Raw genomic sequence first — 25,118 nt, forward strand, 5'->3', positions numbered from 1 at the left:
GAGGGATCGGGCCGAACCCGTTCGGTCAGGAAGTAATGTATCCGACCGATTGGGCCGCAACATCTTCGATCCGTTTGTCGACAAGAGAGGTCATGCGAAACTCCACCTCTGTAGCATTGTTGAGGGTCGCAAGCGACCACGGCAGGACGTGACTTCGCTTCCCGAGCGGGTCGCCCTCGTAGTCGTCGTCTCGAAGCGTGAGCCACTGTTCGTGGTAGGCCATCGTGGAGATCAAGACGGTAATCAGTTGCACACCGTGGTTAGGAAACTGAGGCGTTCCCAGAACGAGCATCGGGCGGCCCTTGTCCGAAAGCGGATCGATACCCCAGACGACGTCACCGCGTTCCAGTTCCTCGAACGCCGTCACCGGACCTCCTCCATCTCGTCGGTCCGTAGCTCTTCGAGACGTTCCTCACCGTATTTCTCGTCTGCAGCCTCGTGATGTCGATGTAGCCGGTACGCGGCTCGAAGTCGATCCTCGTCGTCCGTAATCGCCCAGTAGGGACTCTTGTGACGCACGAGACCCCGTCCCTTCAGTCGCGAGAGGATCGCACTGACAGCGTCCTTCTCCAGTCCGAGCCGCTCGGCAACCGTCGCCGCCTTCCAGGCGCGATCGTCGTTCTCGTCGAGGAACGAGACGATTCGCTCGGTGTCGTTTCGGGTTTCGAACTCATCGTCGTCGGCGTTCTCGAACTCGTCGATATCGATCGTGCCGCTCGACATAGCCGGATGTTGGTACTGTTGGCTCATAGCTGTTTGGTGTGTTTGCTATAAGACTTCGAGAACTCTCGTCTCTTCGGACCTTACAGGCCTCAAACCCGCGCTTTGATCTCTACCCGGTACCCGAACGGGTCCCTGACGTACACCGCCGGCGCCTCCCCGGTCGCGCCGAGCGGGGAGTCGAGCCGCTTCTCGACCTCGACGCCCGCCGAGTACAGCTCGCTCTCGATGTCGTCGAGGGACTCCTCGACGACGACCGCGACGTGGTCGTAGTTCGTCGCGGTCGGCGGCTCGAACTCGTCGGTCGGCCACAGGTGGATCACCGCCGTCGCCGACAGCCGCACGTCGAAGAAGGGTTTCTCGTCGGCCGCGTACAGCGCGTCCTCGATCCCGAAGCCGAGTCGCTCGCCGTAGAACTCCCGCGCGTGGTCGACGCCGTCGGCGGGGATCCGGAGGTTGACGTGGTCGATGTGACGTGCCTGCATGGCGTCGGATTCGGTGCCGACGGCAAAAAAACCGAGAGTCAGGCGAACGCTTCGAGGATCCCCGCGCCGTCCGTGCTCCGACCGAGGTCGGGGAGCGTGGCGCGCTCGGGGTGGGGCATGAGCACCGCAACCGACTCGCGCTCGCCGAGGACACCGGCGACGTTGTCGGTGGAGCCGTTGGGGTTCGCGTCTTCCGTCGCGTTCCCGTCGGCGTCGCAGTAGCGGAAGAGCACGCGGTCGTCGGCGACGAGGTCGGCGCGGGCCGCCTCGCCGATCTCGAAGCGACCCTCGCCGTGGGCGATGGGGACCTCGATCACGTCGCCTTCCTCGTAGGCGGCGGTCCACGGCGTGTCCGCGCGCTCGACGCGGAGGTGGACCGGTTCACACTGGAAGCGCGCGGAGGCGTTAGTGGTGAACGCGCCGGGGGCGAGGCCGGACTCAGAGCCGATCTGCGCGCCGTTGCAGACGCCGATCACGGGGACGCCCGCCTCGGCCGCGGCCCGGACCTCCGCCATGATCGGGGACCGGGCGGCCATCGCGCCGGCGCGCAGGTAGTCGCCGTACGAGAAGCCGCCGGGGAGGACGATCCCGTCGGCGTCGGCCGGGAGCCCGTCCTCGTGCCAGACGCGCTCGGCGTCGACGCCGACGTGCTCGAGCGCGCGCACCGCGTCGCGGTCGCAGTTCGAGCCGCCGAACTGGACGACGGCGACCGTCATCGCTCCGCGACCGCGACCTCGTAGTCGTGGATCGTCGGGTTCGCGAGCAGCCGCTCGGCCATCTCGTCGGCGCGGGCGGCGGCCTCGTCGGCGTCGGCGGCATCGAGGTCGACCTCGAACCGGTCGGCAGACCGAAGGTCCTCGAGGTCGAACCCGAGGCGTTCGAGGGCCTGCTGGGTCGTCTCGGCCTCCGGGTCGAGGACGCCCCGCTTCAGGCGGACCGTCACCGTCGCGGTGTAGGCAGTCATGTCCGATAGTGCGGGGTCGTGTGTAAAAACCGTTTTGGAACGTCTTTTCCATCCACGTTTGTGAATATGTATTAGTCGATCGTGTGGGCGGCAGGGTCGTCACGGAACGAAAGGGGCAAACCCCTCCGCGTTCTCCATCGCCTGTATGCAGCCGCTCGAATCATCGGAGGTGATCGTCGCATGACCCGCGAACTGACCGAGATCACGGTCGTCGGAGGAGACAAGACCGGACTCATCGCGCGGGTCACCTCCCTGCTGTTCGAGCGGGGGATCAACATCGAGGACCTCGATCAGGCGGTCCGCGAGGGCGTCTTCCGGATGACGACCCGCGTGGACGCCTCCGAGCTGGAGACCTCCCGGGGCGAGCTCCGCCGCGCGCTCGCCGAGCTCGGCCGCGAGCTCGACGTGGACATCCAGGTCCGGTTCCCGAGCGACCGCGACGCCCGCCGGATCGCGCTGTTGGTCACCAAGGAGACGCACGCGCCCGAGGCCCTCTTGGAGGCCGAGGCCAACGGCGATCTGGCCGACGACGGCGAGGAGGCCGAGATCCCGGTCGTGATCGGCAACCGCGGCGACCTCCGGTCGCTCGCGGAGCGCTACGACAAGCCCTTCTACGACGTGGGCGACGGCAACGGCAACACCGACGAGGAGCGCCTCCTCGACCTGTTGGCCGAGTACGACGTGGACCTGATCGCCCTCGCCCGCTACATGCGCATCCTCTCGCCGGAGGTCGTCTTCCGGTACGAGGGCCGGATCATTAACGTCCACCCCTCGCTGTTACCGGCGTTCCCCGGCGCGGAGGCGTACCGGCAGGCGAAGGACGCGGGGGTCCGCATCGCCGGGGTCACGGCCCACTACGTCACGACCGACCTCGATCAGGGGCCGGTGATCGCCCAGCGCGCCTTCGACGTGCCCCCGGACGCCGACGTCGACGAGATCAAGCGCCGGGGGCAACCCCTCGAGGCCGACGTGCTGCTCGACGCGGTCCGGCTCCACCTCGCGGACGCCATCGCGATCCACCGCGGCACGGTCCACGTCCGCGAGGACGCCGACGTCGACGCCCAACTCGGGCTCAGCGAGGCCGCGATCGACTCGAACCCGGACGAACCGGTCGACGGCGAGCCGCTGTCGCGCTCGCAGCCGCCGGCCGCCGAGAGCGACTGAATCGGCGATCAGTCGGCAGCGCCCGCTTTTAAGGACCCGCGAGACGCATCGTCGATCGCGAAGTCGCACGGGGGCGTCCGCCGGTTCGCCGCCGACGCCAGCGCGGTCGTGCGCACCGACGAGCGGCTGATCCTCCTGTTTCTCGTGCTCCTGTCGCTCGCCGCGCTCGCCGTATTTCTCCACTACACCGCGTCGCTGCTCGACGGGCTCCCGGAGGTGCTCCCCTCGGAGATGCCACGGCCGGGGAGCTCGAACCCGTGAGAGTTCCGTGTTCCGAGCCAATTCCGACTGAAACGATCGGCCGTCGAAGAGCCTCCCTTGATCGATACCGGGAGTACGGCTCGCAAATTGGTTGATTAGGGGTTATACGTGATCGAGAGGTGTTGCTGGCGGCTGTTTATAAGCTAACAACGATGCTACGGTGAAGACTTCCAAAGCCCCAGCCACGAGGACGGCGTACGCTCGTTGCGCTCCTTGCGGTGCTTACGTCGTCATCAGAACGCGAAGCGTTCTGATTGGCTCACGAGAGCGGAGCTCTCGTGAACGCCTGCGCCGTCCTCGCGGCAGGGCGAGAGCGAAGCTCTCGCTTGAAACCGGCGCGTAGCGCCGGTGACAGCGAGGCGCTTCGCGCCTCTGGAAGCCGGCGGCTTCGCCGCCGGCGACTGCCCCTTTGAGTCCCTCCCCGCCCCGCACAGCCCCGCACCTCACCCCTCCCCAGCCTCGTCGGCGGCTCCCGTTGGTCGCCGCCGACTCCCTCGCGCGTGCACCTCGCGCCCGGTGGGCGCTCGCAGGCACGCGCCACCGCATTATTCTTTATAAGCGATCGTCGCCGTCGCTCACAGTTTGTTTAAATACTGATGCGCCGATACCGATCTGGTTTACGCCAACTCCGCGATCACGTCGCCGATCCGGTCGACCGCGGCGTTCACGTCGTCGCCGTCGACGTCGAGATGGGTGGTAAAGCGCGTCGTGTGCTCGTCGAACTCCACGCAGCCGACGCCGGCGTCCTCGCAGGCCGCCACGAGGTCGGCCGCCGGAATCCCCATCGCCTCGGTGTGCGCGACGACGATGTTCGTGTCGGGCTCGGGCGCGTCGACCCCGTCGAGCGCGTCGAGACCGGCCGCGAGCCGCTCGGCGTTGGCGTGGTCGTCGGCGAGCCGGTCGACGTTCTCTAACGCGAGGAGCCCCGGTGCGGCGATCATGCCCGCCTGCCGCATCCCGCCGCCGAACACCTTCCGGACGCGGCGAGCCTCCTCGACGAACGCCTCGTCGCCCGCGACGATCGAGCCGACCGGCGCGCCGAGCCCCTTGGAGAGACAGAACGTGACGGTGTCGACGGGTTCGACGATCTCGCTCGCGTCGACGCCGAGCGCGACCGCGGCGTTGAACACGCGCGCGCCGTCGAGGTGGACCGGTACGTCAGCGTCGCGGGCGGCCTCGGCGGCCCCGGAAATCTGGTCGACGGGGATCGCCGTCCCGCCCCGGTAGTTGTGGGTGTTCTCGAGCGACAGGAGTCCGGTTCCGGGACGATGGAGGTCCTCCTCGACGAGCCCCTCCCGGACCGCCTCGGGCGTCGGGACGCAGCGGTCGCCCGCGTCGATCGTCCGGGTCTGGGTCCCCGAGAGCTTCGCGGCGCCCGCCAGCTCCCAGCGGTAGACGTGGGACTCGCGCTCCAAGAGGAGCTCCTGTCCGGGTTCGGTGTGAACGTGGACCGCGATCTGGTTCGCCATCGTCCCCGAGGGGACGTACAAAGCGGCCTCCGTGCCGACCGCGTCGGCGGCGCGGCGCTCTAACTCGTTGACGGTGGGGTCGTCGCGGTACACGTCGTCGCCGACCTCGGCGTCGCGGGCGGCCTCCCGCATCGCCTCGGAGGGAGTCGTGACGGTGTCGGATCGCAGGTCGATGAACTCGTCGGCTTCGGGCATCCGTTGTCGGTCGTTTCGCGGCCGGCCGGAAATAGGTCGCGCTCGGAGCCGGTTCGGCCGGCTCCCTGCGGCGGGACCGATCGGTTCCGCGTTCGGTCCCTTCTTAACCGCCGGGAGCGATCCGTGGCGTATGGCAACGGACGCCGCGACCGACGACGAAGCCGACGCCCCCGACGCGTACGACGCCCTCCTGGACCGCGTTCGACGCTGGAACGCGGTCGGGAGCGCCGCCGGCGTGCTCGGGTGGGACCAGCAGGTGATGATGCCCGAGGGCGGCACTCCCGCCCGGTCGAAGCAGCTCTCGACGCTCTCGTCGATCCGCCACGACATGGTCACCGACGAGGAGACGGGCGAGCTGCTCGACGAGCTCGCCGACGCCGACCTCACCGACGAGCGGGCGGCGGTCGTGCGCGAGGTCCGCCGCGACTACGAGCGCGCCGACGCCGTCCCGGTCGAGCTCGTCGAGGAGATCTCCGAGACGGGCACGGAGGCGCTGCAGGCGTGGGAGGAGGCGAGAGCCGAGGACGACTTCGACGAGTTCGCCCCGCACCTGGAGAAGCACGTGGAGCTGAAACGCGAGTACGCCGAGCACATCGACCCCGACCGGGACCCCTACGAGGTCCTCTTCGAAGAGTTCGAGCCGTGCCTCTCGATGGAGCGCGCGGAGTCGATCCTGACGGAGCTCCGCGAGACGCTCGTCCCCATGATCGACGCGGTCCGCGAGTCCGACGCCGACCTCGCCGTCGACACCTTCGAGGGGACGTTCCCCGAGGGCGAACAGGAGGCGCTCGCCCGCGAGACCCTCGAACTGGTCGGCTACGACTTCGACCGCGGCCGGCTCGACGTCTCCTCGCACCCCTTTACCGCGGGCAACCAGTTCGACTGCCGGGTGACGACCCGGTTCGACGAGTCCGACCCGCTCGGCGCGATCGGCTCGACGGTCCACGAGTTCGGCCACGCGCAGTACAACCTCGGGCTCCCGCAGGAGCACTTCGGCACCCCGCTCGGCGAGTCCCGCGACCTGTCGGTCCACGAGTCGCAGTCGCGGCTCTGGGAGAACCACGTCGGCCGCAGCCGAGCGTTCTGGGAGCTGTTCCTCCCGACGTTCAAGAAACACTTCCCGGAGACCGACGACGCCACCGTCGAGGACGCGTATCAGGCGTTCAACCAGGTCCACGAGGACAACCTGATTCGGGTCGAGGCCGACGAGCTCACCTACCACCTCCACATCGTCGTCCGGTTCGAGATCGAGCGCGACCTGGTCCGCGGCGACCTCGCGGTCGAGGACGTGCCCGAGGTCTGGAACGACAAGTACGAGGAGTACCTCGGGATCCGCCCCGACAACGACGCCGAGGGCTGTCTGCAGGACATCCACTGGAGCCACGGCAACTTCGGCTACTTCCCCACCTACTCGCTCGGCTCCGTGATGGCCGCTCAGCTGTTCGAGGCCGCCGAGAGCGAGATCGACGACCTCGACGGCAAGATCGCCGCGGGCGAGTTCGACGACCTCCGCGAGTGGCTCGGCGAGAACGTCCATCAACACGGGTCCCGCTACGAGACGAACGAGCTCGTCGAGCGCGCCACCGGGGAGGAGTTCTCGGCGGACGCCTTCACTGACTACATCGAGGAGAAGTACGGCGAGCTGTACGGGATCTGAGCCGACTCGGAGTGCGCCCGGGTCGGCGTGCGATGGGACGCCGCGAGTATGACCGGAAGTATGTTGGCCGCAGCCCTTTGCCGATTCGCCCCGTGAACGGGGGCATGAGTACGCAAGCGGAGACGTGGGTGGGGCTCCCGAGACGCGCGAAACCGCTCGTCCGAGCCGGGATTCTCCTCGGGCTGGGACTGGGGGGATTCTTCGACGGTATCGTCTTGCATCAGATCCTCCAGTGGCACCACATGGTGTCCGCGCGGGTCGCGCCGACCACCGTCGCCGACCTGCAGTTGAACGTGCTGGCCGACGGCCTCTTCCACGCGGCCACGTACGTCTTCACCGTCCTCGGAGTCGCTCTCCTGTGGCGCGCGTGGCGACGACCGTCCGTCCCGAAGTCGAGCCGCTCGCTGTTCGGATCGACAGTTCTCGGGTGGGGGATCTTCAACGTCGTCGAGGGGCTCGTGAACCACCACCTCCTCGGGATCCACCACGTCCGGCCGGACGGCCCCGGATCGGTGTTGTTGTGGGACGTCGCGTTTCTCCTCTGGGGCGTGCTGTTCGTCGTGGGCGGGTACGCCCTCGTTCGCGGCGACGACGCCCTCTCACCGACGACCGAGGAGCGCGACGCGCGAACGGTTCCGGACGAAAATCGGTAGACTGCTCTCCCCCGATCACGACGAGACCGCTGCAACCGCCGAACCGCGATCAGTCCTTCTTCGGAAGCGACCCGTACAGCTCCTCGTTTTGGATGTGGGTGCTGAACTGTGCACAGAGTCGGCAACAGTCGGCCGCGTCGGAGAACGTTCGCACGCTGGCGTCCCACCGGGAGTGAACCGATCCGAGCATCGCGCTCCGGACGGACGGTTCGGTCGCGACCATCATTCGACGCGCTCGCTCGGGCGGCGTCGCCTCGGCCGCCGGCCGGTCCATCTCCTCGGTGGCCAGCAGATCTTCGAACACGCTTCCGATCTCGATCCCGACGCCGAGGTTATCGCCCACCTGCGGGGCGACGAAGACGGTCGCGTTGCTCGCCCGCGCGAACGCGATACTCTGTGTCGCCGCGCCCATCTCATCCAGATCGATCCCGACGTCGATGGCGAGAAACGCGTTGAACCCCCGTTCGCGAAGGCAGTCTCGGGTCTCTCGGAGGAGCCGCAAAACGTCGTCCTCCGCGTACTCGCCGCTGTCCCGATCCCACGTCGCGAACGACGGAACCGCGGTGTTCGCGTCGGCGTCGGCCGGCAACACCGCGTCGACGTCGAAGGTCCGATACGGACCCATTAGGTAGACGAGGAACCGCTCGCGACGAACCGGTGAGAGGGCCTCCGAGTCCCCGTCTGACCGGGGAAGGGCCTCGATGATTCGGTCCCGCATCTCCGTGGTCGTACCGAACGGAACTTTATAAAAACCGGGCTTTTCAAAGATATTCTACTAGAGAACGGTTAAGTGAACGGCGGTCCATCGTTCTCACGAGAACGCGTATGGGCGAAACAGACCGTCGATCCGCAGACGAGATCCGTCGTCCCGAGCCGCCGCTCCCGGAGGAGAGCGGACTGACGCTCGAAGAGTACCTCGCGATGCAGCAGGCGATCGGTCATCCGGTGCGGTTCCGAATCCTCCGAACGCTCGTCGCGAACGACGAGCTGAGCGCGACCGACCTGAAGCGGACCGTCGATGCCGCCGCTCCCAACTTCCACTACCACCTCAGCGAACTGGTCGACGTCGGGCTCGCGGAGAAGCGTCAGCGGCGGACCGCCGACAGTCAGGGGTTTTACACCTACTACCGACCGACCGGAATGGGACGCGGAATCCTAGAACACGGCGTCGAGGAGTTGATGCGACGCGAACGCGAGTTCGACGACGCGTATTCGGAAGCACGCGAGTGACCCCGCGATAACGTCGTTCGCGGGCTTCCGGCCCGCTCGTTTGTAGTGGTTTCCCACCGGTCAGCCACTCGACTCGCGGCTGCGCCGCTCGCCTACGAGACCTCACTTCGTTCGGTCTCGCTACTTCTCGATGATGCTCTCCTCGACCGCCTCACCGAAGTGGCGCGCCACGTCCTCGTAGTAGACGAGCGCCTCGTCGCCCTCCTCCAGGTCGGTGACCGCCTTCTTCCCGTCCGCGGTCGCGACCTTCACCGTCTCGGCGTTCTGGATGAGCGTCTCGATGCGGTCGACGCCGTCTTCCGTCTCCAACTCGGCCTGGATCCGGAACATCGGCCGCTTCTCGATCTTCACGCGCCCGACGATCGCCTCGCGGGTGTGGCCGGCGGTGTCGACGACCTGCACCTCGTCGCCGCTCGTCAGCTCCGCGAGGTAGTTGGTGCCGCCCTCGGCGTTGCGGACGTACGCGTGGACGGCGCCCGCGTTCACGCGGAACGGGCGCGACTCGACGTACGGCGACTCCGCGGTCTCGGCGTGGACGAAGAACAGCCCGCGGGACATCGACCCGACGAGCATCCCCTCGTCGTCGTCCATCAGCGAGCCGGTGTCGATACAGACGCGGTCCGCCATGCCGGTGCGCTCGACCGCGGTCACCTCGGCGTGCCGGAGGTCCAGCGTCTCGCGGTCGGCGGCGTCGCGGGCGTCGACCGCGCCGCGGATCTCGTCGGGGGAGTCGGAGTCGAGGAGGACGCCGTCGGCGCCGATCTCTAAGGTCTCGAAGGCCGTTTTCGCTTCGGCGGCCGTCGTCGCGCCGGCGACGAGGTGCGTCTCCTCGCCGACCCGCGCGATCAGGTTCTCCAGCGGGATGATCGACCAGTCCTCGCCGACGATCACCGTGAACTCGGCGTCGGCGGCGGCCTCCTCGGCGAACCGCTCGTACTCGGTGCCGAGCACCCGGACGTACACGCCCTGCGCGCGGTCGTCGCGGCGCCGGACCGTCGTGAGGTCCGCGGAGCCCGACAGCTCCTCGGGCATGTCGATGGTGCCGTCGCCCTCGCCGCCCTTCCCGACGAAGTAGGCGTCGGCCTCGGAGCCGTTCTCGGCGTCGTCGATCACGTCCGCCTCCGAGCGGAACGCGGCGACCGAGATGTCGCCTAAGTCGCGGACGCGGCCCACGTCGTCCTCGTCGACGAGCACCCAGTCCGCGCCGGCCTCGATGGCGGCCGTGATCCGTCGCTTGCGCGCCTCCCAGTCGCCGACGTCCCCGTCGGCTTTCACCCAGACCGTGCGTGTCATTGTCGGAACCTCACGGCGGGCGGGCTTGAAAACTGCGGAAGGGTCGTGCGTTGCGGGCGACGGCGCGGCGTTCCGATGACAAAGCACTTACCAGTGAGATTACACCGTTTGAGTCAGCTACCGGATGACGCCACCACGCCACCGGCTCTCGAAGGCGGGTTCCCGATACGCGGCGGCGCACGACTCCCTCCGCGAGCGCGCCGCGCCGTACCTGGGGATCGACCCGCGAGCGCTCGGCGCGTTCCGAATCGCGTTGGCGCTCCTCCTTCTCGGGGACCTGTTGGTCTATCGACTGCCGGGAGTGAGGGAGTTCTACACGGACGACGGCGTCCTCCCTCGCTCGACGCTCGCGGAGATGTACCCGCTTTTAGAGTCCGTCTCGATCCACGCGATATCGGGTTCGGCGTGGGTGCAAACGGGACTCCTCGCGCTCGCGGCTTGCGTCGCCGTCTGCCTGCTCGTCGGCTATCGGACGCGGGCGTCGACGGGCGTCTCGCTCGTCCTGCTCGCGTCGCTGTACGCCCGGAACCCGTACGTGATCAACGGCGGGAACACGATTCTGGTCGTGTTCCTGTTCTTGAGCCTCTTCCTCCCGCTCGACGCTCGCTGGTCGCTCAGCGCGGGTCGCCGGAGCGGCCGCTCCGATCGGGGCGACGCCGACGGGCGAGATACCGACGGGCGAGATACCGACGGGCGAGATACCGATGAGCAAGGCGATGACGAGCGAGAGGGAGGCGTCGACCCGCGGGCCTGTTCGCTCGGAACGGCCGTCACGCTCCTGACGCTCGTGTCGATCTACGCGGCGAACGCGGTCTCCAAGTACCGGAGCGACGCGTGGATGTCGGGGGGCGCGGTCCCTCGGATCTTCCAGTTGGAGGAGTTCACCGTGGGGCTGGGACCGTTCGTCTCGGAGCACACTGCGGTTCTCGCGACGATAAACTGGCTCTGGATCGCGCTCCTCTCGGCGTCCGTTCTGCTGGTCGTCGCGACCGGGTGGCTCAGGGTCGGAATCGCGCTCGCGTTCGTCTCCGCACACCTCGGTATGGCCGCGACGATGCGGCTCGCCGTGTTCCCGTTCGTCATGATCGCGGTCCTGCTCCTGTTTCTCCCGCCCGGGGCCTGGAACCTCGTCGAGGCCGCCACGTCGAACCTCCACGTCCCCTCCCGGTCCGCGGATCGGGCGTACCGAAGCGACGGCGGCGACACGAGCGAGATCGAACGAGATAACGGCGGCAGCGCGACCGAGGCCGCGTCTCCGGTTCCCCCACGAGCTCGCCGTGCGATCCGGGTGGGAGCCACCCTGTTGCTCGTGGGCTTCTTCCTCGCGCTCGTGTGGTGGCAGGCCGCGGGGGTCGGGCTCGTCGACCTCCCGGCGTCGGACTCCGACGGCGATCTGTCGGAGGTGAGCTGGTCGTTCTTCGCGCCGAACCCGCCGGACGCCTCCGGCTGGTACGTCGTCCGCGGGACGCTCGAATCGGGCGAATCGATCGACGTACGCGACGGGGAGACGGTCACGTACGACCGACCGCCGGACGCGGCGGAGACGTATCCGACGACCCTCTGGCACCAGTACGGATTCAGGATGAAGAACGCCGGAGAGTCGCGGTATCGACCGGTGGCGGAGTACGTCTGCGAGCGATCGGACCGCAGCGTGGAGTCCGTGACCGTCTTCCACGTCGAGCAGGCGGTCGATCCGAACGGGCCGGTGGGGGAGCCGGAGCCGGAAGAGCGGGTACGGGTCGCCTGCTGACCTCGCTGGTGCACCGCTTCGCGTCGCTACCTCCGGTGGCGTGCTCGCGGAAAATCGAAGTCCGCGAACGGGTCGGATGTCGCGGGCTTGGGCGTATCCGGGGTCGGAGCGGCCCGATCGTATTAGTGGTGATGGCGCGTCGTCCGGACCATGTCCGATTCACCACGCGTCGTCGGCGTCGTCGGCAGCCTTCGAGACGGGAGCTACACCCGGCTCGGCGTCGGTCGCGCGCTCGACGGGGCCCGCCGCGCGGGCGGCACCGCCGAACTGCTCGACCTCCGGGAGTACGACCTCCCCACGTTCGACGCCGATCTCGACGAAGCGGGGGACGCGAACGCGTTCAAGGCGCGAGTCCGCGAGGCCGACGCCGTCCTCCTCGGGACGCCGATGTACCACGGGTCGTACTCGTCCACGCTGAAGACGGCGCTCGATTACTGCGGCTTCGAGGAGTTCGAGGACAAGACCGTCGGGCTCCTCGCGGTCGCCGGCGGCGGGTTTCCGGTGACCGCCTTAGAGCACCTCCGCTCCGTGTGTCGGGCGCTCAACGCGTGGGTGATCCCCCATCAGGTGGCGATCCCCCGCGCCCACGCGCAGTTCGAGGACGGCGACCTCCTCGACGAGAGCCTCGACGGGCGAGTGCTCACGCTGGGGCGTCGCGCCGTGCAGTACGCCGATATCGAGCCCGATCCGGACTCGTTCGAGGGAGAACAGAACGTCGGGGCGAAGTGACCGTCAGGCCTCGACGAACCCGCCCGCGCGGAGCGCCTCGTCGACGGTCGCGTCGTCGTGGACGACCGCCGACACCGCGCGAGCGATCCCCTCGGGGTCCTCGTGCTGGAAGATCGACCGCCCCATCGACACGCCGGCCGCGTCGCCGTCCATCGCGCCGCGGACCATCTCCACGGTGTCGCGGTCGGTCCCCCGCGAGCCGCCGGCGATGACGACCGGCAGTCGGGTCGACTCCGTGACGCGGGCGAAGGAGTCGCCGTCGCCGGAGTACCCCGTTTTCACCACGTCGGCGCCGAGCTCCTCGGCAAGTCGCACCGCGTGCCCGAGCGCCTCCGGATCGGTCTCGTCGACGCCCGGCCCGCGCGCGTACGCCATCGCGATCACGGGGAGGCCGAGGCGGTCGGCGTCGGCGGTCAGCTCCGCGAGCTCCTCGATCTGGTCCGGCTCGTGGTCGGAGCCGACGTTGATGTGGAAGGAGACGGCGTCGGCGCCGGCGCGGACCGCGTCCTCGGCGGTGCCGGTGACGCGCTTGTCGCTCTCGTCGGGGCCGATCGTCGTCGACCCGTTGAGGTGGACGATGTAGCCCGCGTCGTTCTTGTTCTCGTGGACGCGCGGCGCGATCCCGCGCTGGGTGAGCACCGCGTCCGCGCCGCCGCTCGTCACGCCGTCGATCGTCGACTCGATGTCGACGAGGCCGTCGACGGCGCCCATCGTGAGCCCGTGGTCCATGGGGACGATGAGGTACCGGTCGTTCGTGGAGATGCGGTCGAGTCGTGCCGAGAGTCCTGCTGTCATGATGGGTCGGTCGTTGTGTGAAACTGTGGCAATCGTAGGTAAGTGGGTTTCGTTCGGGGACGTATTGGCTCGAAGCCGCGATCAGCGCGGCTCGGTCGCCGTCGACTCTGCAGCCTCGGCGCGCGCGGCGTAGCCCCGCTCGGCCCCCTCCTTCAGCTCGCGCGAGAGCGCCTCCAGTCGATCGGCGACCTCGGCGGTCGAGCGGTCCTCCTCGACGCCCTCGGCGACGATGTCGACAAGCGCGGAGCCGACGATAATCCCGTCGGCGCCGCCGGCGACGATGCGCTCGGCGTGCTCGCCCGCCGAGATGCCGAACCCGACGGCCTTCGGCACGTCGTACTCGCGGAGCCGGTCGAGGCTCTGGGTGGTCTGATCGGAGACGTCGTCGCGCGCCCCGGTGGTCCCGAGTCGCGCCTGCACGTAGACGTAGCCCGAGACGCGGCTCATGATCCGGTCGAGGCGGTCGCCGACCGTGGTGGGCGCGACGATGAAGACGAGATCGAGTCCGAACTCGTCGCAGGCCTCGCGCAGCGGGTCGGCCTCCTCGGCCGGGAGGTCGGGGACGACGAGCCCCTCGATCCCGGCCGCGGCGGCGCGCTCGACGAACGGTCTTGGTCCAGATTCCGAGCCATACTGGTAAATGAGGTTGTAGTACGTCATACAGACCAGCGGCGCCTCCACGTCTACCTCCTCCGCGAACGCGAAGAACCGGTCAGGCGTCATGCCGGCCTCGAGCGCGCGGACCAAGGCCCCCTGAATGGTCGACCCCTCCGCGATCGGCTCCGAGAAGGGGAGCCCGAGCTCGATGATGTCCGCGCCGCCGCGGTCAAGCGCCTCGACGTACGCCTTCGAGGACTCGTAGTCCGGGTCGCCGACCGCGAGGTACGGGACGTAGGCGGGGCCGTCGGCGAACGCCTCGGCGATCGCAGCCGAGTTACCGGCGTCCGCCATTCAGATCCCCCCCGTGAACATCGACATGTCGGGCGCCTCGTCGATGTCGCGCTTGTCCGTCTCCTCGATGGCGGCGTCGAGGTCCTTGTCGCCGCGCCCGGAGACGTTGACGACGACGCGCTCGCCGAGGTCCTCGTGGTGCTCCTCCAGGAAGCCGAGCGCGTGGGCCGTCTCTAAGGCGGGGATGATCCCCTCCGTGCGCGAGAGGCGGTGGAACCCCTCCAAGGCGGCGTCGTCGTCGACGGCGACCGGATTCACGCGCCCCTCGTCGACGAGGTACGCGAGCTCGGGGCCGACGCCGGCGTAGTCGAGTCCGGACGAGATCGAGTGGCTCTCCATGATCTGCCCGTCCGAGTCCTGCAGGAGCTTCGTGCGCGCGCCGTGGAGCACGCCCTCGTCCCCCGTGTACAGCGACGCCGAGTTCGGCGCGACGCCGGCCTCCTCGTCGACCTCCAGCGTCGAGCCGCCGGCCTCGACCGCGTGCAGGGCGACCGACTCGTCGTCGACGAAGTCGGCGAACGCGCCCATCGTGTTCGAGCCGCCGCCCGCGCAGGCGACCACGTCGGTCGGGAGGCCGCCCGCCTTCTCGATCGACTGTGCGCGCGCCTCCTCGGAGATGACCGCCTGGAAGTCCCGGACCATCACCGGGAAGGGATGCGGGCCGACGATCGAGCCGATCACGTAGTGGGTGTCCTCCACCGTGGCGGCCCAGTCGCGCATCGTCTCGGAGATGGCCTCCTTCAGCGTCCCGCGCCCCGCGGTGACCGGCTTCACCTCGCTCCCGTTGAGCTTCATCCGGAAGACGTTGGGGCGCTGGCGGTTGATGTCGCGCTCGCCCATGTAGATCGTACAGGGCATGTCGAGGTGGGCGGCCGCCATCGCGGTCGCGGTGCCGTGCTGACCGGCGCCCGTCTCCGCGATGATCCGCTCTTTGCCCATGTACTTCGCCAAGAGCACCTGTCCGAGCGCGTTGTTCAGCTTGTGGGCGCCGCCGTGGAGGAGGTCCTCGCGCTTGAGGAACACCTCCGTGTCGTAGCGCTCCGAGAGACGGTCGGCGCGCTGGAGGGGCGTCGGCCGGCCGCCGAAGTCCGCGAGCCGCTCGCGGAACTCCTCGATGAACCCGTCCTCGTTGCCGAGGACGTAGCGCTCGTAGGCGTCGGTCAGCTCCTCGATCGCGGGCATCAGTGCCTCCGGGACGTACTGGCCGCCGTAGCGGCCGAACTTCCCGTCGTCGCGGCCGCGCTCGCGGCCGGGGCGTCGCCTCCGCTCCGTCTCGTCCGTCGTCGGTGTGTCGGTCTCGCTCATGTCGTGTGCTCCGTTGTCGCGTCCGGTGTTCCGTCGTCCTCGTCCGCCTCCGCCCGCACCAACTCGCGCGTGTTCGCCGCCACGTCGCCGTCCATGATCGCGCTGCCGACGAGGAGGGCGTCGGCGCCCGCCGCGCGCATCCGCCGGACGTCGGCGGGCGACCCGATCCCGCTCTCGGCGATCAGCGTCACGTCGTCGGGAACGTGGGGCGCCACCGACTCGAAGGTTCCGAGGTCGACCTCGAGTCTTCCGAGGTCGCGGTTGTTCACGCCGATCGTCGTCGCGCCCGCGTCGAGCGCGCGCTCCAGCTCCTCGCGGTCGTGGACCTCGACGAGGACCTGAAAACCCCGATCGCGCGCGGCCGCCAGCAGGTCCGGGAGGTCGTCCCCGACGAACCGGGCGATCAGCAGGACCACGTCGCTTGCGACGGCGTCGAGCTGCGACTCCGCGACGACGAAGTCCTTCCGGAGGACGGGCACGTCGACCGCCTCGCGCACGCGTTCGAGCGTGTCGGTGCTCCCGCCGAAGTGCGCCGGCTCGGTGAGCACGCTCAGCGCGGTCGCGCCGCCGGCGACCATCCCCTCCGCGAGCGCGACCGGGTCGTCCTCGCGGGTACCCTCCGTCGTGGGGCTCGTGGGCTTCACCTCGGCTATCACCGGGACGCGCCCCTCCGCCCCGGCGCGGTCGAACGCCGCCCGCAGGTCGCGCGGCTCGACGGCGACCTCGCCGGATCGGCCCTCGGCCGCCCGGTCGCGGGCCGCCGACAGGATCGATCTGACCGCCGGGGCCAGCTCGGTTTGATCCTCCATTAGTGTACACTAATGCACGTATCTGTTCATAAGACTTGCGGGGGGAAGGGGCGTTGGAGAAATCCATTCGCAACGCCGTCGCCGAGCGCGTCCGGACGCTCGGAGGGGCGGGGCGGTTCGACGCATATTTCGCCGTCGGCGGCGACCTCCTCGTGAATGAGTCGCTACGGGACGGCCGGCCGTTTTCTGCTACTGTGTGCCGTCTGGGGAACGGCGTTCATGGCGACGGACGTCGGCCTCGCGGACCTCCCCGCGGTGCCGTTCGCGGCCGCGCGCTTCGACGTCGCCGCCGCGCTGCTGTTCGCCGCCGTTCTCGCGTCCGGCACCGAGTTCCGCCCCCGGACTCGGGACGACTACGTCTACGTGCTCGTCGGCGGCGCGCTCATCATCGGCGCCCACCACGCGTTCCTCTTCGCCGGCCAGCGGTACATCACGGGCGGCGTCGCCGCCGTTCTGTTGGGTCTCGTCCCGGTGGTGACGCCCGCGCTCACGCGCCTCGTCTCCACCGACGCGGAGTTCACCGCCGCCACCGCGCTCGGCGTCGCGCTCGGGTTCGTCGGCGTCGTCGTCATCGCCGACCCCGACCCCGCGAATATCGCGGACAGCGTCCTCGGCGTGTCGCTCGTGCTCGCGTCCGCGCTCGCGTTCGCCGTCGCCGCGGTCGTCACGCACAGCCGATCGCCGTCGATGCCGTTCCTCTCCACGCAGGCGTGGATGATGGCCGTCGGTGCGGTCGTCCTCCACGCCGCCGTGCTCGCTCTCCCCGGCCAGTCGTTCGCGGCCGCCGCGTGGACGCCGTCCGCGCTCGGCGCACTCGCGTACCTCTCCGCGGTCGCCGGCGTCGGCGGCTTCCTGCTGTACTTCACGCTCCTCGACGACCTCGGCCCCATCGAGATGAGCTTCATCGAGTACGTGATTCCCGTGTTCGCGGCGCTGGCGGGCTGGCTCGTGCTCGGGCAGGACGTGACGCCCGCGACCGTCGCCGGGTTCGCGTTCATCTTCGGGGGGTTCGTCGCCGCGAAGTGGCGGGCGCTGCCTCGGCCGTAGCGGTCCGAAAAGCCGGTGAGATCGCCGCCCGAACCGACTTACCGCTCCGCCGCTGTCGGTCGAGGGCGATCCTGAGATATCGACGGGCCACCGTTTAAGTAATCAAATCATCCAACAAGAGATATGGACACGACGGGAACGTCGGGCGTCTTCGCGCGTAAGTTTGACGAGATCGACCGCGCCGTAGAGGTCGGCTTCGCCGGCGGACGAGTCATCTCGGTGTCGTTCCCGGAGTCGACGCCGGCGGACGCGACCCCGGACCACGACCTGCTCGATCGGATCGAGGCGTACCTCGACGGCGAGCGCGACGCGTTCGACGACGTCGCCACCGGGCTCACGGTCCCCACCGATCAGCGAGAGGTCCTCGAAGCGCTCGAGACGATCCCCTACGGCGAGGAGGTCTCGGTCAGCCGCCTGACGCGGCTGGCCGCGCTCGACGCCGACGACCCGGAGGACCTGGAGCTCGTGACCGACGCCCTCCGCGAGAACCCGATTCCGATCCTCTTCCCGGACCACCGGGTACAGGGCGGCCCGTACGCCACGCCGGACGGCGTGCGAGAGCGGCTCCGACGCGTCGAGAGTATATAAGAAAGAAGCGGGGACCGCGCTACTCCCGGCCGTGCTCCTCGATGTTGTCCCAGACGACGGCCATCAGCTCGCCCGTCTTCTCCACGAGGTCGTCGACGGCGTCGCCGCAGTCGCCGGGCGCGCAGCCGAGGTCCCGGATCGCCTTCGTCGCCGACACGTGATGGACGTGCACGAGGTCGTCGGCCTCGCGTTCGTACACGAGCGTGGTGCAGGGTAACATCCCCGCGAGCGTCGGGTCGATCGAGAGCGCGTCGTACGCGATCTCCGGGTGGCAGACGACGATCAGGGCCGTGCGCTCGGCGTCGTCGTGGCCGAGCATGCCCTCGATCATCTCGTCGAGTCGCGTGACGCGGACCGTCTCGAAGTCGGCCAGCTCGTGTTCGATCTGCACGAACGGGACCGCGTCCTCGAACGGCACGTCGAGGGTCGTGTGGAGCGCCTCGTCGGCGGTCGGCGCGCGCGATTCGGCCGCGGTGTCGCTCATACGGGCGCTTCCGGAGGCGACGGTAAAAAGGCTCCGCGCCGACCAACCCCTGCCGCTACCTCGGACGGGCCGCGTCGCTTGCCGGACGGGACGGACTTATCGGGCGGACCCGCCTCACTCCACCCATGATCGAACTCTCGCGGGCGGTGTACGACGACATCGTGTACCACGCGTACGAGGGCGACGAAGCGGAGATCTGCGGCGTCCTCGCGGGGACGCACGGCGACGACGGCGAGCCGAGCGTCGTCACCGACACGTACCGGGCCGAGAACGTCGCCGAGACGCCCGAGATCCGGTACCTGATCGACCCCGAGGAGCAGTTCGAACTCATCGAGACGATCGAGGACGACGGGCTCGACGTGGTCGGGTTCTACCACTCGCACCCGACCGGGCCGGCCAATCCGAGCGAGACGGACGCCGCGCGGGCGACGTGGCCCGACCACTCGTACGTCATCTGCGCGCTCGACGGCTACCCGTTCGTCGGCTCGTGGCGCTGGCGCGGCGACGACGACGGGTTCGAACAGGAGACGGTCTCGATTCGGAGCGAGCGGTAGGACCCTTTAAGCGGCGCGCGCTGCGCCGCACTATTCCGCGCCGTTCGCGCCGTCCGCGTCGACCTCCCGGCGGTTCCGAACCACGAGCACAGGACCGACCGACGCGGCCGCGACCCGACCGCTCTCGTCGCCGAAGACGAGCGAGCGGAACGACGGCGCGCGCTCGCCCATCACGACGGCGTCGTGACCTGGGACCGCGTCGATCAGCGCGTCGAACGCCGACCCGTCGGCCGCCCGTTCCGTGACCGCGTCGATCCCCGCGTCGCGGAGCCGACCGGCCGCGGCCTCCAGTCGGCCGGCGGTGGTATCACTGACACCGCCGGCGTCGCCGGGCCCGCCGGACAGATCCGCTCCAGCCGCGAGAAACAGCGTGACGCCGATGTCGCGGTCTCCGACCACGTCCTCGACGAACGAGAGGATCCGGTCGACGTCGACGTCGCCCGAGAGCGACACCAGGATCCGGTCGACGTCGCCGGTCGGTCTGGAGACGGCGAACGCGTCCGCGCCCACCTCGTCGGTGACGCGCCGGACCGTCTGCTTGCGATCGCGCGTGAACACGAGCCGGTGGTCGGCGTCGCCGCCGGCGGCCCGGAACTCCTGGCTCAGGTCCTCCAGCGCGGCGGTCGCGCGGTCCTCGAACTGGAGCCGGGCCTGGTCCGGCGGCGTCTGCTCAGGCAGGACGTGGTAGCCGAGCACCGTCACGTCGACGGTGCCGAGCAGCGACATCAGGCCGGGCGAGACCGTCTCCCCCTCCAGCACCGCGACGGGAACGAGTACTCGTGTCATTTACAGGGCCCCCTTGAGCGTCACGTCGCGGGCGTAATAGAAGTACCATCCGGCCGTGACGGCGATGACCACGACCCCGACGGCGATCGAGAGTCGGTCCATGAACGCGATCAGCCCGAAGCTGGCGAGCGCGCCGACGACGGGGATGACTGGCCCTCCGGGTACGACGAAGTCGGGGTCGTACCACTCGGGCCGGTCCCGGCGGATGGCCACGAGCGCGACGCACATCAGCCCGTACATGATCAGGTGGAGGAAGGAGGCGACCTCGGCGAGCAGCTGGACCTGTCCGGTCGCCGCCAGGACGACGACCGGACCGCCGGCCATGCCGAGCGCCACGTGCGGCGTGCCGTACCGCAGGTTGATCCGGCTCGCCCACCGCGGGAGGAGCGCGTCCTTCGAGACCCCGTAGATCGCCCGCGAGGTGCTGAGAATCGACGCGTTCGCCGACGACATCGTCGCCAACAGCCCGCCGACGATGATCACGAGCGCTCCGGTGGGGCCGAGGAGCGCCCGCCCGACCTCGACCATCGCGGTCTCGCCGGCCGAGAGCAGCGCGTCCCGGGTGAAGATGTTCGTCGCGACGAAGATGGTCAGCACGTACAGGACCGTGACGATCACCACGGATCCGACCATCGCCAACGGGAGGTTCCGGCCGGGGTCCTTCATCTCCCCGGCCACCGTCGCCACCTGCGCGAACCCGAGGTAGGAGGTGAACACGAGCGCGGCGACCGAGAGGATCGGCACGGCCTCCCAGACGCTCTCGGCCTCTCCGGGCGGCGTCTCGACGGCGACGACCCCGAACGCCTCCAGGAGGCCGAACCCGAGGAAGGCGGCCAGCATCGATAACAGTAGCGCGACGATGCCGTTCTGGAGCTTCGCGGCGTTCTCGGTACCGGTAACGTTCAAAACGGTGAACGCGACACCGGCGACGACGGCGATGACGGAGACGATCGCGCCCGAGCCCGCGCCGACCGTGACCCCGACCTGCGCGAGCGCGTCGAGCGCGTAGTACCCGAGTCCGACGAGGTAGAAGGCGGTCGCGAACACCAGCCCGAGCCACAGCGACAGCCCGATGACCGTCCCGACGAGCGTCCCCAGCCCCCGCGAGATGAAGTAGTAGCCGCCGCCGCTCCGCGGCATCGCGGTCGCCAGCTCCGAGGTCGGGAGCGCGACGAGGAGCGCGATCAGCCCGCCGACCGCGAACGAGGCGGTCGCCGCCGTCCCGATCTCACCGCCGGCGAGGCCGGGGAACACGAAGATCCCGGCCCCGATCATCGTCCCGATCCCGATCGCGAGACCGCCCGTCAGGCCGATGGTGCGCTCGAGCTCGGCGCCCTCGGTGATCGTCGCCTCCTCCGTCTCGGCGACCGACTCCGCGACCGGCGCGTCGCCGTCGAGGTTGCGGCCGCTCGGCTCGTCGGTCATGTGAGGACGGATACGAACGAGCGCCGGATAAATGTGGGAGACGGACCGCAGGGACGGGGGCCGGCGGAACGGCGCGGGACCCCGGCCGTTCAGTCGCTCGCTTCGATCTCCGGCTCCGCCTCGTCGTCGCCGCCGACGTCGATGGCGCAGGAGGCGGAGTACTCCACGTCGTGGACCGACTCGATGGCGGGGTCGTCGCCGCAGACGGGGCAGTCGTCGCGCTTGGGGATATCCACCTTGTCGAACTCCATGTCGAGCGCGTCGAAGAAGAGCATGGAGCCGTCGAGCGTCTCGCCCTCGCCGATGATGTGTTTGACCGTCTCGGTCGCCTGCAGACAGCCGACGGTGCCGGGGAGGACGCCGAGGACCCCGGCGGTCGCGCAGTTCGGGACCATCCCGGCCGGCGGCGCCTCGGGGAACAGACAGCGGTAACACGGCGAGTCGTCGCCGCCCGCGAACGTCGTCACCTGCCCCTCGAACTTGAAGATGGAGCCGTGCGAGAAGGGGATCCCGGCGAGCGTGCAGGCGTCGTTGACGAGGTACCGCGTCGCGAAGTTGTCGGTCCCGTCGACGACGAAGTCGTAGCCGTCGATGAGGTCCTCGATGTTGTCGGGTCGGACGCGCAGCTCGTGTTTCCGCACGTCGATATCGGGGTTGAGCTGTTCGACGAAGTCGGCGGCGGAGTCGACCTTCTTGCGCCCCACGTCGTCGTTTCCGTGGATAACCTGCCGCTGGAGGTTCGACAGCTCGACCTCGTCGTCGTCGGCGATCCCGAGTGTGCCGACGCCGGCGGCGGCGAGGTACTGGATGATCGGCGCGCCGAGCCCGCCGGCGCCGAGCACGAGCACCTCGGCGTCGAGCAGGGCCTTCTGGCCCTCGGGACCGACGTCGTCCATGATGATGTGTCGGGAGTACCGGTCGAGCTGGGTGGGATCGAGGTCGAGATCGCTCATTGACCCCGTTACGCACCGGGAATTCATAAGCCGGCCGCCCACCGGAGGTACTGCCGCCTTCTCGGAGGTGCGCTCGCGGCGCACGACCGATCGGGAAAGTTTCCGCTGCCGACCGAGCCGGCCGAGTGTTCCTGTTGATCGACGGAGACTGCTCGTACTCCGCGATTCCGCGAGCGACGAGGCGTGTTAGACCGGGGTGTCAATTGCCGTCGACGGACCCCTTTTTGGGGAGGACGGCGAACCGAGGGTATGGCAACGATCAAACTGCCGGCCGTGCTGGTCGGGGGCTCCTCGACCTCGGAGGTCGAGGTCGCCGGCGAGACGGTCCGCGAGCTGTTCGAGAACCACGCGGACGAACACGGACCGGAGCTCAGAGACAGCGTGATCGAAGACGGCGATATCAAGGAGTTCATCAACGTCTACGTCGAGGGAACGCCCGTCGACGGCCTCGACGCGGACGTGCCCGAGGACGCGCAGGTCCGCGTCATTCCGGCCGCCAGCGGCGGTCGGTAACCCGGTCAGTTTTCCGCTCACCCGACGCCTTCGTTTATAAGTAGTCTTCCCAGAGCGGGATGTCCGCGTACTTGTCGCCGCGGTCGCACAGCATGAACACGACCACGTCGTCGTCCGCGAGGTCGCCGGCCGCGTCGAGGTTCGCCACCACGGCCGCGCCCGCGCCGGCGGACGTGCCGACCACGAACTGTTCGTCCACTCGGAGGTGTTCGCGGGCCGTCGCCTCGTCGTGTCGCCCGGGATCCGCGATCGCGATCTCGCGGTCCAGGTAGCGCTCGCGGAGGGCCCGAGCGCGGTCGTACGCGTCCGAGGTCGTGACGTACTCCGTCCGGTCGAGGACCGACTCGTCGTACGTGTCGGGGTGGTAGTGGTCGCCCGACTTGAGGTATTTCAGGCCGTCGATGGCGTGGAGCTGCTCGTCCGGCTCGAAGCCGACGACCTCGACCGCGCCGTCGCTGAGGTCGGTCAGCCCGCGCCCAGTTCCGGTGATCGTCCCGCCCGTGCCGACGCCGGCGACGAAGTGCGTCACCTCGCCGTCGGTCCCCTCGTAGATCTCCCGGGCGGTCGTGCGCTCGTGCGTGCCGGGGTTGTCCGGGTTCTCGTACTGGTTCGGGCGGAAGTAGGCGTCGGGGTCCTCGGCGACGATCTCCTCGCAGCGCTCGATGACGGCGTCGTAGCCGAGGTTGGCGTCGACGAAGTGGATCTCCGCGCCGGCGTCGCGGACGGCCTCCACCTTCCCGCCGGCGGCGTTGTCGGGCATGACGATCTCCACGTCGTACCCGCGCGCCGCCGCCAGTCGGGCGATCTCGCTGCCGGTGTTGCCCGAGGTCGGTTCGATCACGGTGACGCCCGGGTCGAGGTCGCCACGCTCCTCGGCGCCGTCGAGCATTCCCTTCGCGATCCGCGACTTGACCGAGCCGCCGCCGTGCGGGGCGTCGTAGAGGTTGAACCACTCGGCTTTCGCGTACACGTCCGCGTCCGACTCGATGTCGAGGTCGAGCTCCAGGAGGGGCGTCTCGAAGATGGTCGACTCGTCGACGGCGTACTCGCTCATGGGTCCCGTAGATCGCTCCTCAATAAGAGTCCGACGGAAACGGCGTTCTCGACGGCCATCGCGGTCGTGCGCGAGGATCGCCCGTCAGAGGTACGGGAGAAGCCTGCCGGTCACGAAAGGGGTTACCGGGACAGACCCGTACCGATTCGCATGAGTCAACCATCGTGGGACGACGTCGTCGAGATGCCCGACGAGCTCGACGACGAGACCGCCGAGGCGCTCTTAGCGGACGCGACCGAGGTACAGGACATGACCGGCGAGGTCTGTCCGTACCCGCAGGTCGAGGCGAAGAAGGCCATCGCGGGGCTCGACGCCGGCGACGTGTTAGTCCAGAAGACGGACCACGTCCCCAGCACGGAGAACGTCCCGAAGGCGGTCGGCGACGACGCGACCGCCAAGGTGTGGAAGTCGGGCGACGGTCGCTACCGCATCTTCATGCGGAAGGAGTAATCATGGTCGAGGAACTCACCCCCGAGGAAGTCAACGAGCGCGTCCAGCAGGGCGACGTCCGCGTCATCGACACGCGGCCGCCCGAACAGTACGAACAGGGTCACATCCCCGGCGCGATCAACGTCCCGCTGGGCGATCTCCCCGCCCGCGTCCCCGACATCGAGTGGGACGACACCGACGTGGTCTGCGCGTGCCCGGTCGGCCAGTCGTCGAAGCAGGCCGCGATGCTGATCCAGAGCTACGAGGGCGTCGAGGACGGCGTGCTCGTCGCCAGCATGTCCGGCGGCTACGAGGAGTGGGACTTCGACCTGGAGACCGGCGCGGCGGCGGACGCCTGAGCCGGCAGACGGTTTTCTCGCAGCTTTCTCGCCTTTGAGTGGCTTCTCGATCGGATGCTTAGGACCGTTTCTAGTCGGGTGTTTATTGGTGAAGCACTGGTGCGGTGGCGCGTGCCTCCGAGCGCCCACCGGGCGCGAGGAGCACGCGCGAGGGAGTCGGTGGTCCGGAGCGACGCGGAAGACCACCGACGAGGCTGGGGAGGTGTGAGGCTGCGGTTGCGGTGCGGGTGGGACTCAAAGGGGCAGCCGCGCTCGGCGAACCCCAGCGACGTAAGCACCGCAAGGAGCGAGCACCGCGAGCGACTGAGGAGCGCAGCGAGCTGTGGGAGCCGAGCGCGGCTGGGGCTTTGGAAGTCTCAGTACCTCACAAAGCATCCTCAGCTAGCTGTTTCTGAAGCCTGAGTTCTGTGGTGGAGCGGTTGTGCTGGGTGGTCTTGACGAGAAGATCGTCGACGAACCGACGGAGAGCTGTCGCTGTCGGCGGCGGCTGCCGCCG

30 protein-coding genes are annotated in these 25,118 nt (G+C 68.9%); 13 read left to right on the top strand and 17 right to left on the bottom strand.

The annotated features are described in order from the left end of the window. Positions 1-25: 25 nt before the first annotated feature. From EDM04_RS11180 to purS, 5 genes are all read right to left on the bottom strand, one after another. Positions 26-367: a PemK-like protein gene (locus tag EDM04_RS11180; protein WP_123622086.1), complete on the bottom strand. Its 342-nt coding sequence runs from the start codon at positions 365-367 to the stop codon at positions 26-28. Then, positions 364-723: a helix-turn-helix domain-containing protein gene (locus EDM04_RS11185; protein WP_123622088.1), complete on the bottom strand. Its 360-nt coding sequence runs from the start codon at positions 721-723 to the stop codon at positions 364-366. The genes EDM04_RS11180 and EDM04_RS11185 overlap by 4 nt, the downstream gene beginning before the upstream one ends. Before the next feature lie 89 nt (positions 724-812). Next, positions 813-1,205 carry a VOC family protein gene (locus tag EDM04_RS11190; RefSeq protein ID WP_123622090.1) on the bottom strand — a complete coding sequence of 131 codons (393 nt, stop codon included), beginning with the start codon at positions 1,203-1,205 and terminating at the stop codon, positions 813-815. 38 nt (positions 1,206-1,243) lie between these two features. Beyond that, the gene (gene purQ / locus EDM04_RS11195; protein ID WP_123622092.1) at positions 1,244-1,921 is read right to left on the bottom strand and encodes a phosphoribosylformylglycinamidine synthase I; all 678 of its coding nucleotides are present in this window, start codon (positions 1,919-1,921) and stop codon (positions 1,244-1,246) included. Next, the gene (gene purS, locus EDM04_RS11200; RefSeq protein WP_123622094.1) at positions 1,918-2,169 is read right to left on the bottom strand and encodes a phosphoribosylformylglycinamidine synthase subunit PurS; all 252 of its coding nucleotides are present in this window, start codon (positions 2,167-2,169) and stop codon (positions 1,918-1,920) included. The genes purQ and purS overlap by 4 nt, the downstream gene beginning before the upstream one ends. A gap of 180 nt (positions 2,170-2,349) precedes the next feature. On the opposite strand from purS, the gene EDM04_RS11205 reads away from it, so the two are divergent. Both EDM04_RS11205 and EDM04_RS11210 read left to right on the top strand, forming a co-directional pair. Further along, positions 2,350-3,333 (top strand): formyltransferase family protein, encoded by a 984-nt coding sequence (locus EDM04_RS11205; protein ID WP_123622097.1) that lies wholly within the window; start codon positions 2,350-2,352, stop codon positions 3,331-3,333. A gap of 54 nt (positions 3,334-3,387) precedes the next feature. Further along, complete coding sequence (locus EDM04_RS11210; RefSeq protein WP_123622099.1) at positions 3,388-3,594, top strand: hypothetical protein; 207 nt, start codon at positions 3,388-3,390, stop codon at positions 3,592-3,594. Positions 3,595-4,211: 617 nt separating this feature from the next. Here EDM04_RS11210 and EDM04_RS11215 read toward each other — a convergent pair. Further along, positions 4,212-5,258, bottom strand: a complete 1,047-nt coding sequence (locus EDM04_RS11215; protein ID WP_123622101.1) for a low specificity L-threonine aldolase — start codon at positions 5,256-5,258, stop codon at positions 4,212-4,214. A gap of 130 nt (positions 5,259-5,388) precedes the next feature. On the opposite strand from EDM04_RS11215, the gene EDM04_RS11220 reads away from it, so the two are divergent. Beyond that, the gene (locus EDM04_RS11220) at positions 5,389-6,915 is read left to right on the top strand and encodes a carboxypeptidase M32 (RefSeq protein ID WP_123622103.1); all 1,527 of its coding nucleotides are present in this window, start codon (positions 5,389-5,391) and stop codon (positions 6,913-6,915) included. Between the two features lie 104 nt (positions 6,916-7,019). Next, on the top strand, positions 7,020-7,568 hold the full coding sequence (locus EDM04_RS11225; RefSeq protein WP_123622105.1) for a DUF2243 domain-containing protein: 549 nt from the start codon (positions 7,020-7,022) through the stop codon (positions 7,566-7,568). Between the two features lie 49 nt (positions 7,569-7,617). Here EDM04_RS11225 and EDM04_RS11230 read toward each other — a convergent pair whose 3' ends face one another. After that, positions 7,618-8,286, bottom strand: a complete 669-nt coding sequence (locus tag EDM04_RS11230) for a hypothetical protein (RefSeq protein ID WP_123622107.1) — start codon at positions 8,284-8,286, stop codon at positions 7,618-7,620. Positions 8,287-8,393: 107 nt separating this feature from the next. On the opposite strand from EDM04_RS11230, the gene EDM04_RS11235 reads away from it, so the two are divergent. After that, a complete protein-coding gene (locus EDM04_RS11235; protein WP_123622109.1) occupies positions 8,394-8,798 on the top strand; it encodes a helix-turn-helix domain-containing protein in 405 nt (134 codons plus the stop codon). Positions 8,799-8,918: 120 nt separating this feature from the next. Here EDM04_RS11235 and EDM04_RS11240 read toward each other — a convergent pair whose 3' ends face one another. After that, a complete protein-coding gene (locus EDM04_RS11240; protein WP_123622111.1) occupies positions 8,919-10,091 on the bottom strand; it encodes a 3-dehydroquinate synthase II in 1,173 nt (390 codons plus the stop codon). 124 nt (positions 10,092-10,215) lie between these two features. Between EDM04_RS11240 and EDM04_RS11245 the strand changes: the two genes are divergently transcribed. Both EDM04_RS11245 and EDM04_RS11250 read left to right on the top strand, forming a co-directional pair. Continuing rightward, positions 10,216-11,841, top strand: coding sequence for an HTTM domain-containing protein (locus EDM04_RS11245; protein ID WP_123622113.1), 1,626 nt, complete (start codon positions 10,216-10,218; stop codon positions 11,839-11,841). A gap of 150 nt (positions 11,842-11,991) precedes the next feature. Then, positions 11,992-12,570, top strand: coding sequence for an NADPH-dependent FMN reductase (locus tag EDM04_RS11250; RefSeq protein WP_123622116.1), 579 nt, complete (start codon positions 11,992-11,994; stop codon positions 12,568-12,570). Positions 12,571-12,573: 3 nt separating this feature from the next. Here EDM04_RS11250 and EDM04_RS11255 read toward each other — a convergent pair whose 3' ends face one another. From EDM04_RS11255 to trpC, 4 genes are all read right to left on the bottom strand, one after another. Beyond that, on the bottom strand, positions 12,574-13,365 hold the full coding sequence (locus tag EDM04_RS11255) for a 2-amino-3,7-dideoxy-D-threo-hept-6-ulosonate synthase (protein ID WP_123622118.1): 792 nt from the start codon (positions 13,363-13,365) through the stop codon (positions 12,574-12,576). A gap of 81 nt (positions 13,366-13,446) precedes the next feature. Further along, complete coding sequence (gene trpA, locus EDM04_RS11260) at positions 13,447-14,316, bottom strand: tryptophan synthase subunit alpha (protein ID WP_123622120.1); 870 nt, start codon at positions 14,314-14,316, stop codon at positions 13,447-13,449. Then, entirely contained in the window at positions 14,317-15,621 is a 1,305-nt protein-coding gene (trpB, locus tag EDM04_RS11265) for a tryptophan synthase subunit beta (protein WP_123622122.1), read from the bottom strand. It lies immediately after the preceding gene. Further along, a complete protein-coding gene (gene trpC / locus EDM04_RS11270; RefSeq protein WP_123622124.1) occupies positions 15,618-16,430 on the bottom strand; it encodes an indole-3-glycerol phosphate synthase in 813 nt (270 codons plus the stop codon). Before trpC ends, trpB begins: the two co-directional genes overlap by 4 nt. Positions 16,431-16,586: 156 nt before the next feature. On the opposite strand from trpC, the gene EDM04_RS11275 reads away from it, so the two are divergent. Beyond that, positions 16,587-17,477 (top strand): DMT family transporter, encoded by an 891-nt coding sequence (locus tag EDM04_RS11275; protein WP_123622127.1) that lies wholly within the window; start codon positions 16,587-16,589, stop codon positions 17,475-17,477. A 123-nt stretch (positions 17,478-17,600) separates the two neighbouring features. Further along, positions 17,601-18,065, top strand: coding sequence for an MGMT family protein (locus EDM04_RS11280; protein ID WP_123622129.1), 465 nt, complete (start codon positions 17,601-17,603; stop codon positions 18,063-18,065). 19 nt (positions 18,066-18,084) lie between these two features. On the opposite strand, the gene EDM04_RS11285 is transcribed toward EDM04_RS11280, so the two are convergent. Beyond that, positions 18,085-18,549, bottom strand: a complete 465-nt coding sequence (locus EDM04_RS11285) for a DUF302 domain-containing protein (RefSeq protein WP_123622131.1) — start codon at positions 18,547-18,549, stop codon at positions 18,085-18,087. A gap of 125 nt (positions 18,550-18,674) precedes the next feature. Here EDM04_RS11285 and EDM04_RS11290 point away from each other — a divergent pair, with 125 nt between their 5' ends. Beyond that, positions 18,675-19,103: a desampylase gene (locus EDM04_RS11290; protein ID WP_123622133.1), complete on the top strand. Its 429-nt coding sequence runs from the start codon at positions 18,675-18,677 to the stop codon at positions 19,101-19,103. Between the two features lie 30 nt (positions 19,104-19,133). On the opposite strand, the gene EDM04_RS11295 is transcribed toward EDM04_RS11290, so the two are convergent. The 3 genes from EDM04_RS11295 to EDM04_RS11305 all read right to left on the bottom strand — a co-directional run bounded on the left by EDM04_RS11295 (position 19,134) and on the right by EDM04_RS11305 (position 22,267). After that, a complete protein-coding gene (locus EDM04_RS11295; protein ID WP_123622135.1) occupies positions 19,134-19,889 on the bottom strand; it encodes a universal stress protein in 756 nt (251 codons plus the stop codon). After that, entirely contained in the window at positions 19,890-21,314 is a 1,425-nt protein-coding gene (locus EDM04_RS11300; protein WP_123622137.1) for an APC family permease, read from the bottom strand. It lies immediately after the preceding gene. Positions 21,315-21,403: 89 nt separating this feature from the next. Then, the gene (locus EDM04_RS11305; RefSeq protein ID WP_123622140.1) at positions 21,404-22,267 is read right to left on the bottom strand and encodes a molybdopterin-synthase adenylyltransferase MoeB; all 864 of its coding nucleotides are present in this window, start codon (positions 22,265-22,267) and stop codon (positions 21,404-21,406) included. Positions 22,268-22,516: 249 nt separating this feature from the next. Here EDM04_RS11305 and EDM04_RS11310 point away from each other — a divergent pair, with 249 nt between their 5' ends. Next, positions 22,517-22,780 carry a MoaD/ThiS family protein gene (locus EDM04_RS11310; RefSeq protein ID WP_123622142.1) on the top strand — a complete coding sequence of 88 codons (264 nt, stop codon included), beginning with the start codon at positions 22,517-22,519 and terminating at the stop codon, positions 22,778-22,780. A gap of 34 nt (positions 22,781-22,814) precedes the next feature. On the opposite strand, the gene EDM04_RS11315 is transcribed toward EDM04_RS11310, so the two are convergent. After that, on the bottom strand, positions 22,815-23,834 hold the full coding sequence (locus EDM04_RS11315) for a PLP-dependent cysteine synthase family protein (RefSeq protein ID WP_123622144.1): 1,020 nt from the start codon (positions 23,832-23,834) through the stop codon (positions 22,815-22,817). 150 nt (positions 23,835-23,984) lie between these two features. Between EDM04_RS11315 and EDM04_RS11320 the strand changes: the two genes are divergently transcribed. Next, complete coding sequence (locus EDM04_RS11320; RefSeq protein ID WP_123622147.1) at positions 23,985-24,284, top strand: sulfurtransferase TusA family protein; 300 nt, start codon at positions 23,985-23,987, stop codon at positions 24,282-24,284. Between the two features lie 2 nt (positions 24,285-24,286). Next, positions 24,287-24,622, top strand: coding sequence for a rhodanese-like domain-containing protein (locus EDM04_RS11325; protein ID WP_123622149.1), 336 nt, complete (start codon positions 24,287-24,289; stop codon positions 24,620-24,622). Positions 24,623-25,118: the final 496 nt, after the last annotated feature.

The organism is Halorubrum sp. CSM-61, from assembly GCF_003781945.1.
Taxonomy (GTDB): Archaea; Halobacteriota; Halobacteria; order Halobacteriales; family Haloferacaceae; genus Halorubrum.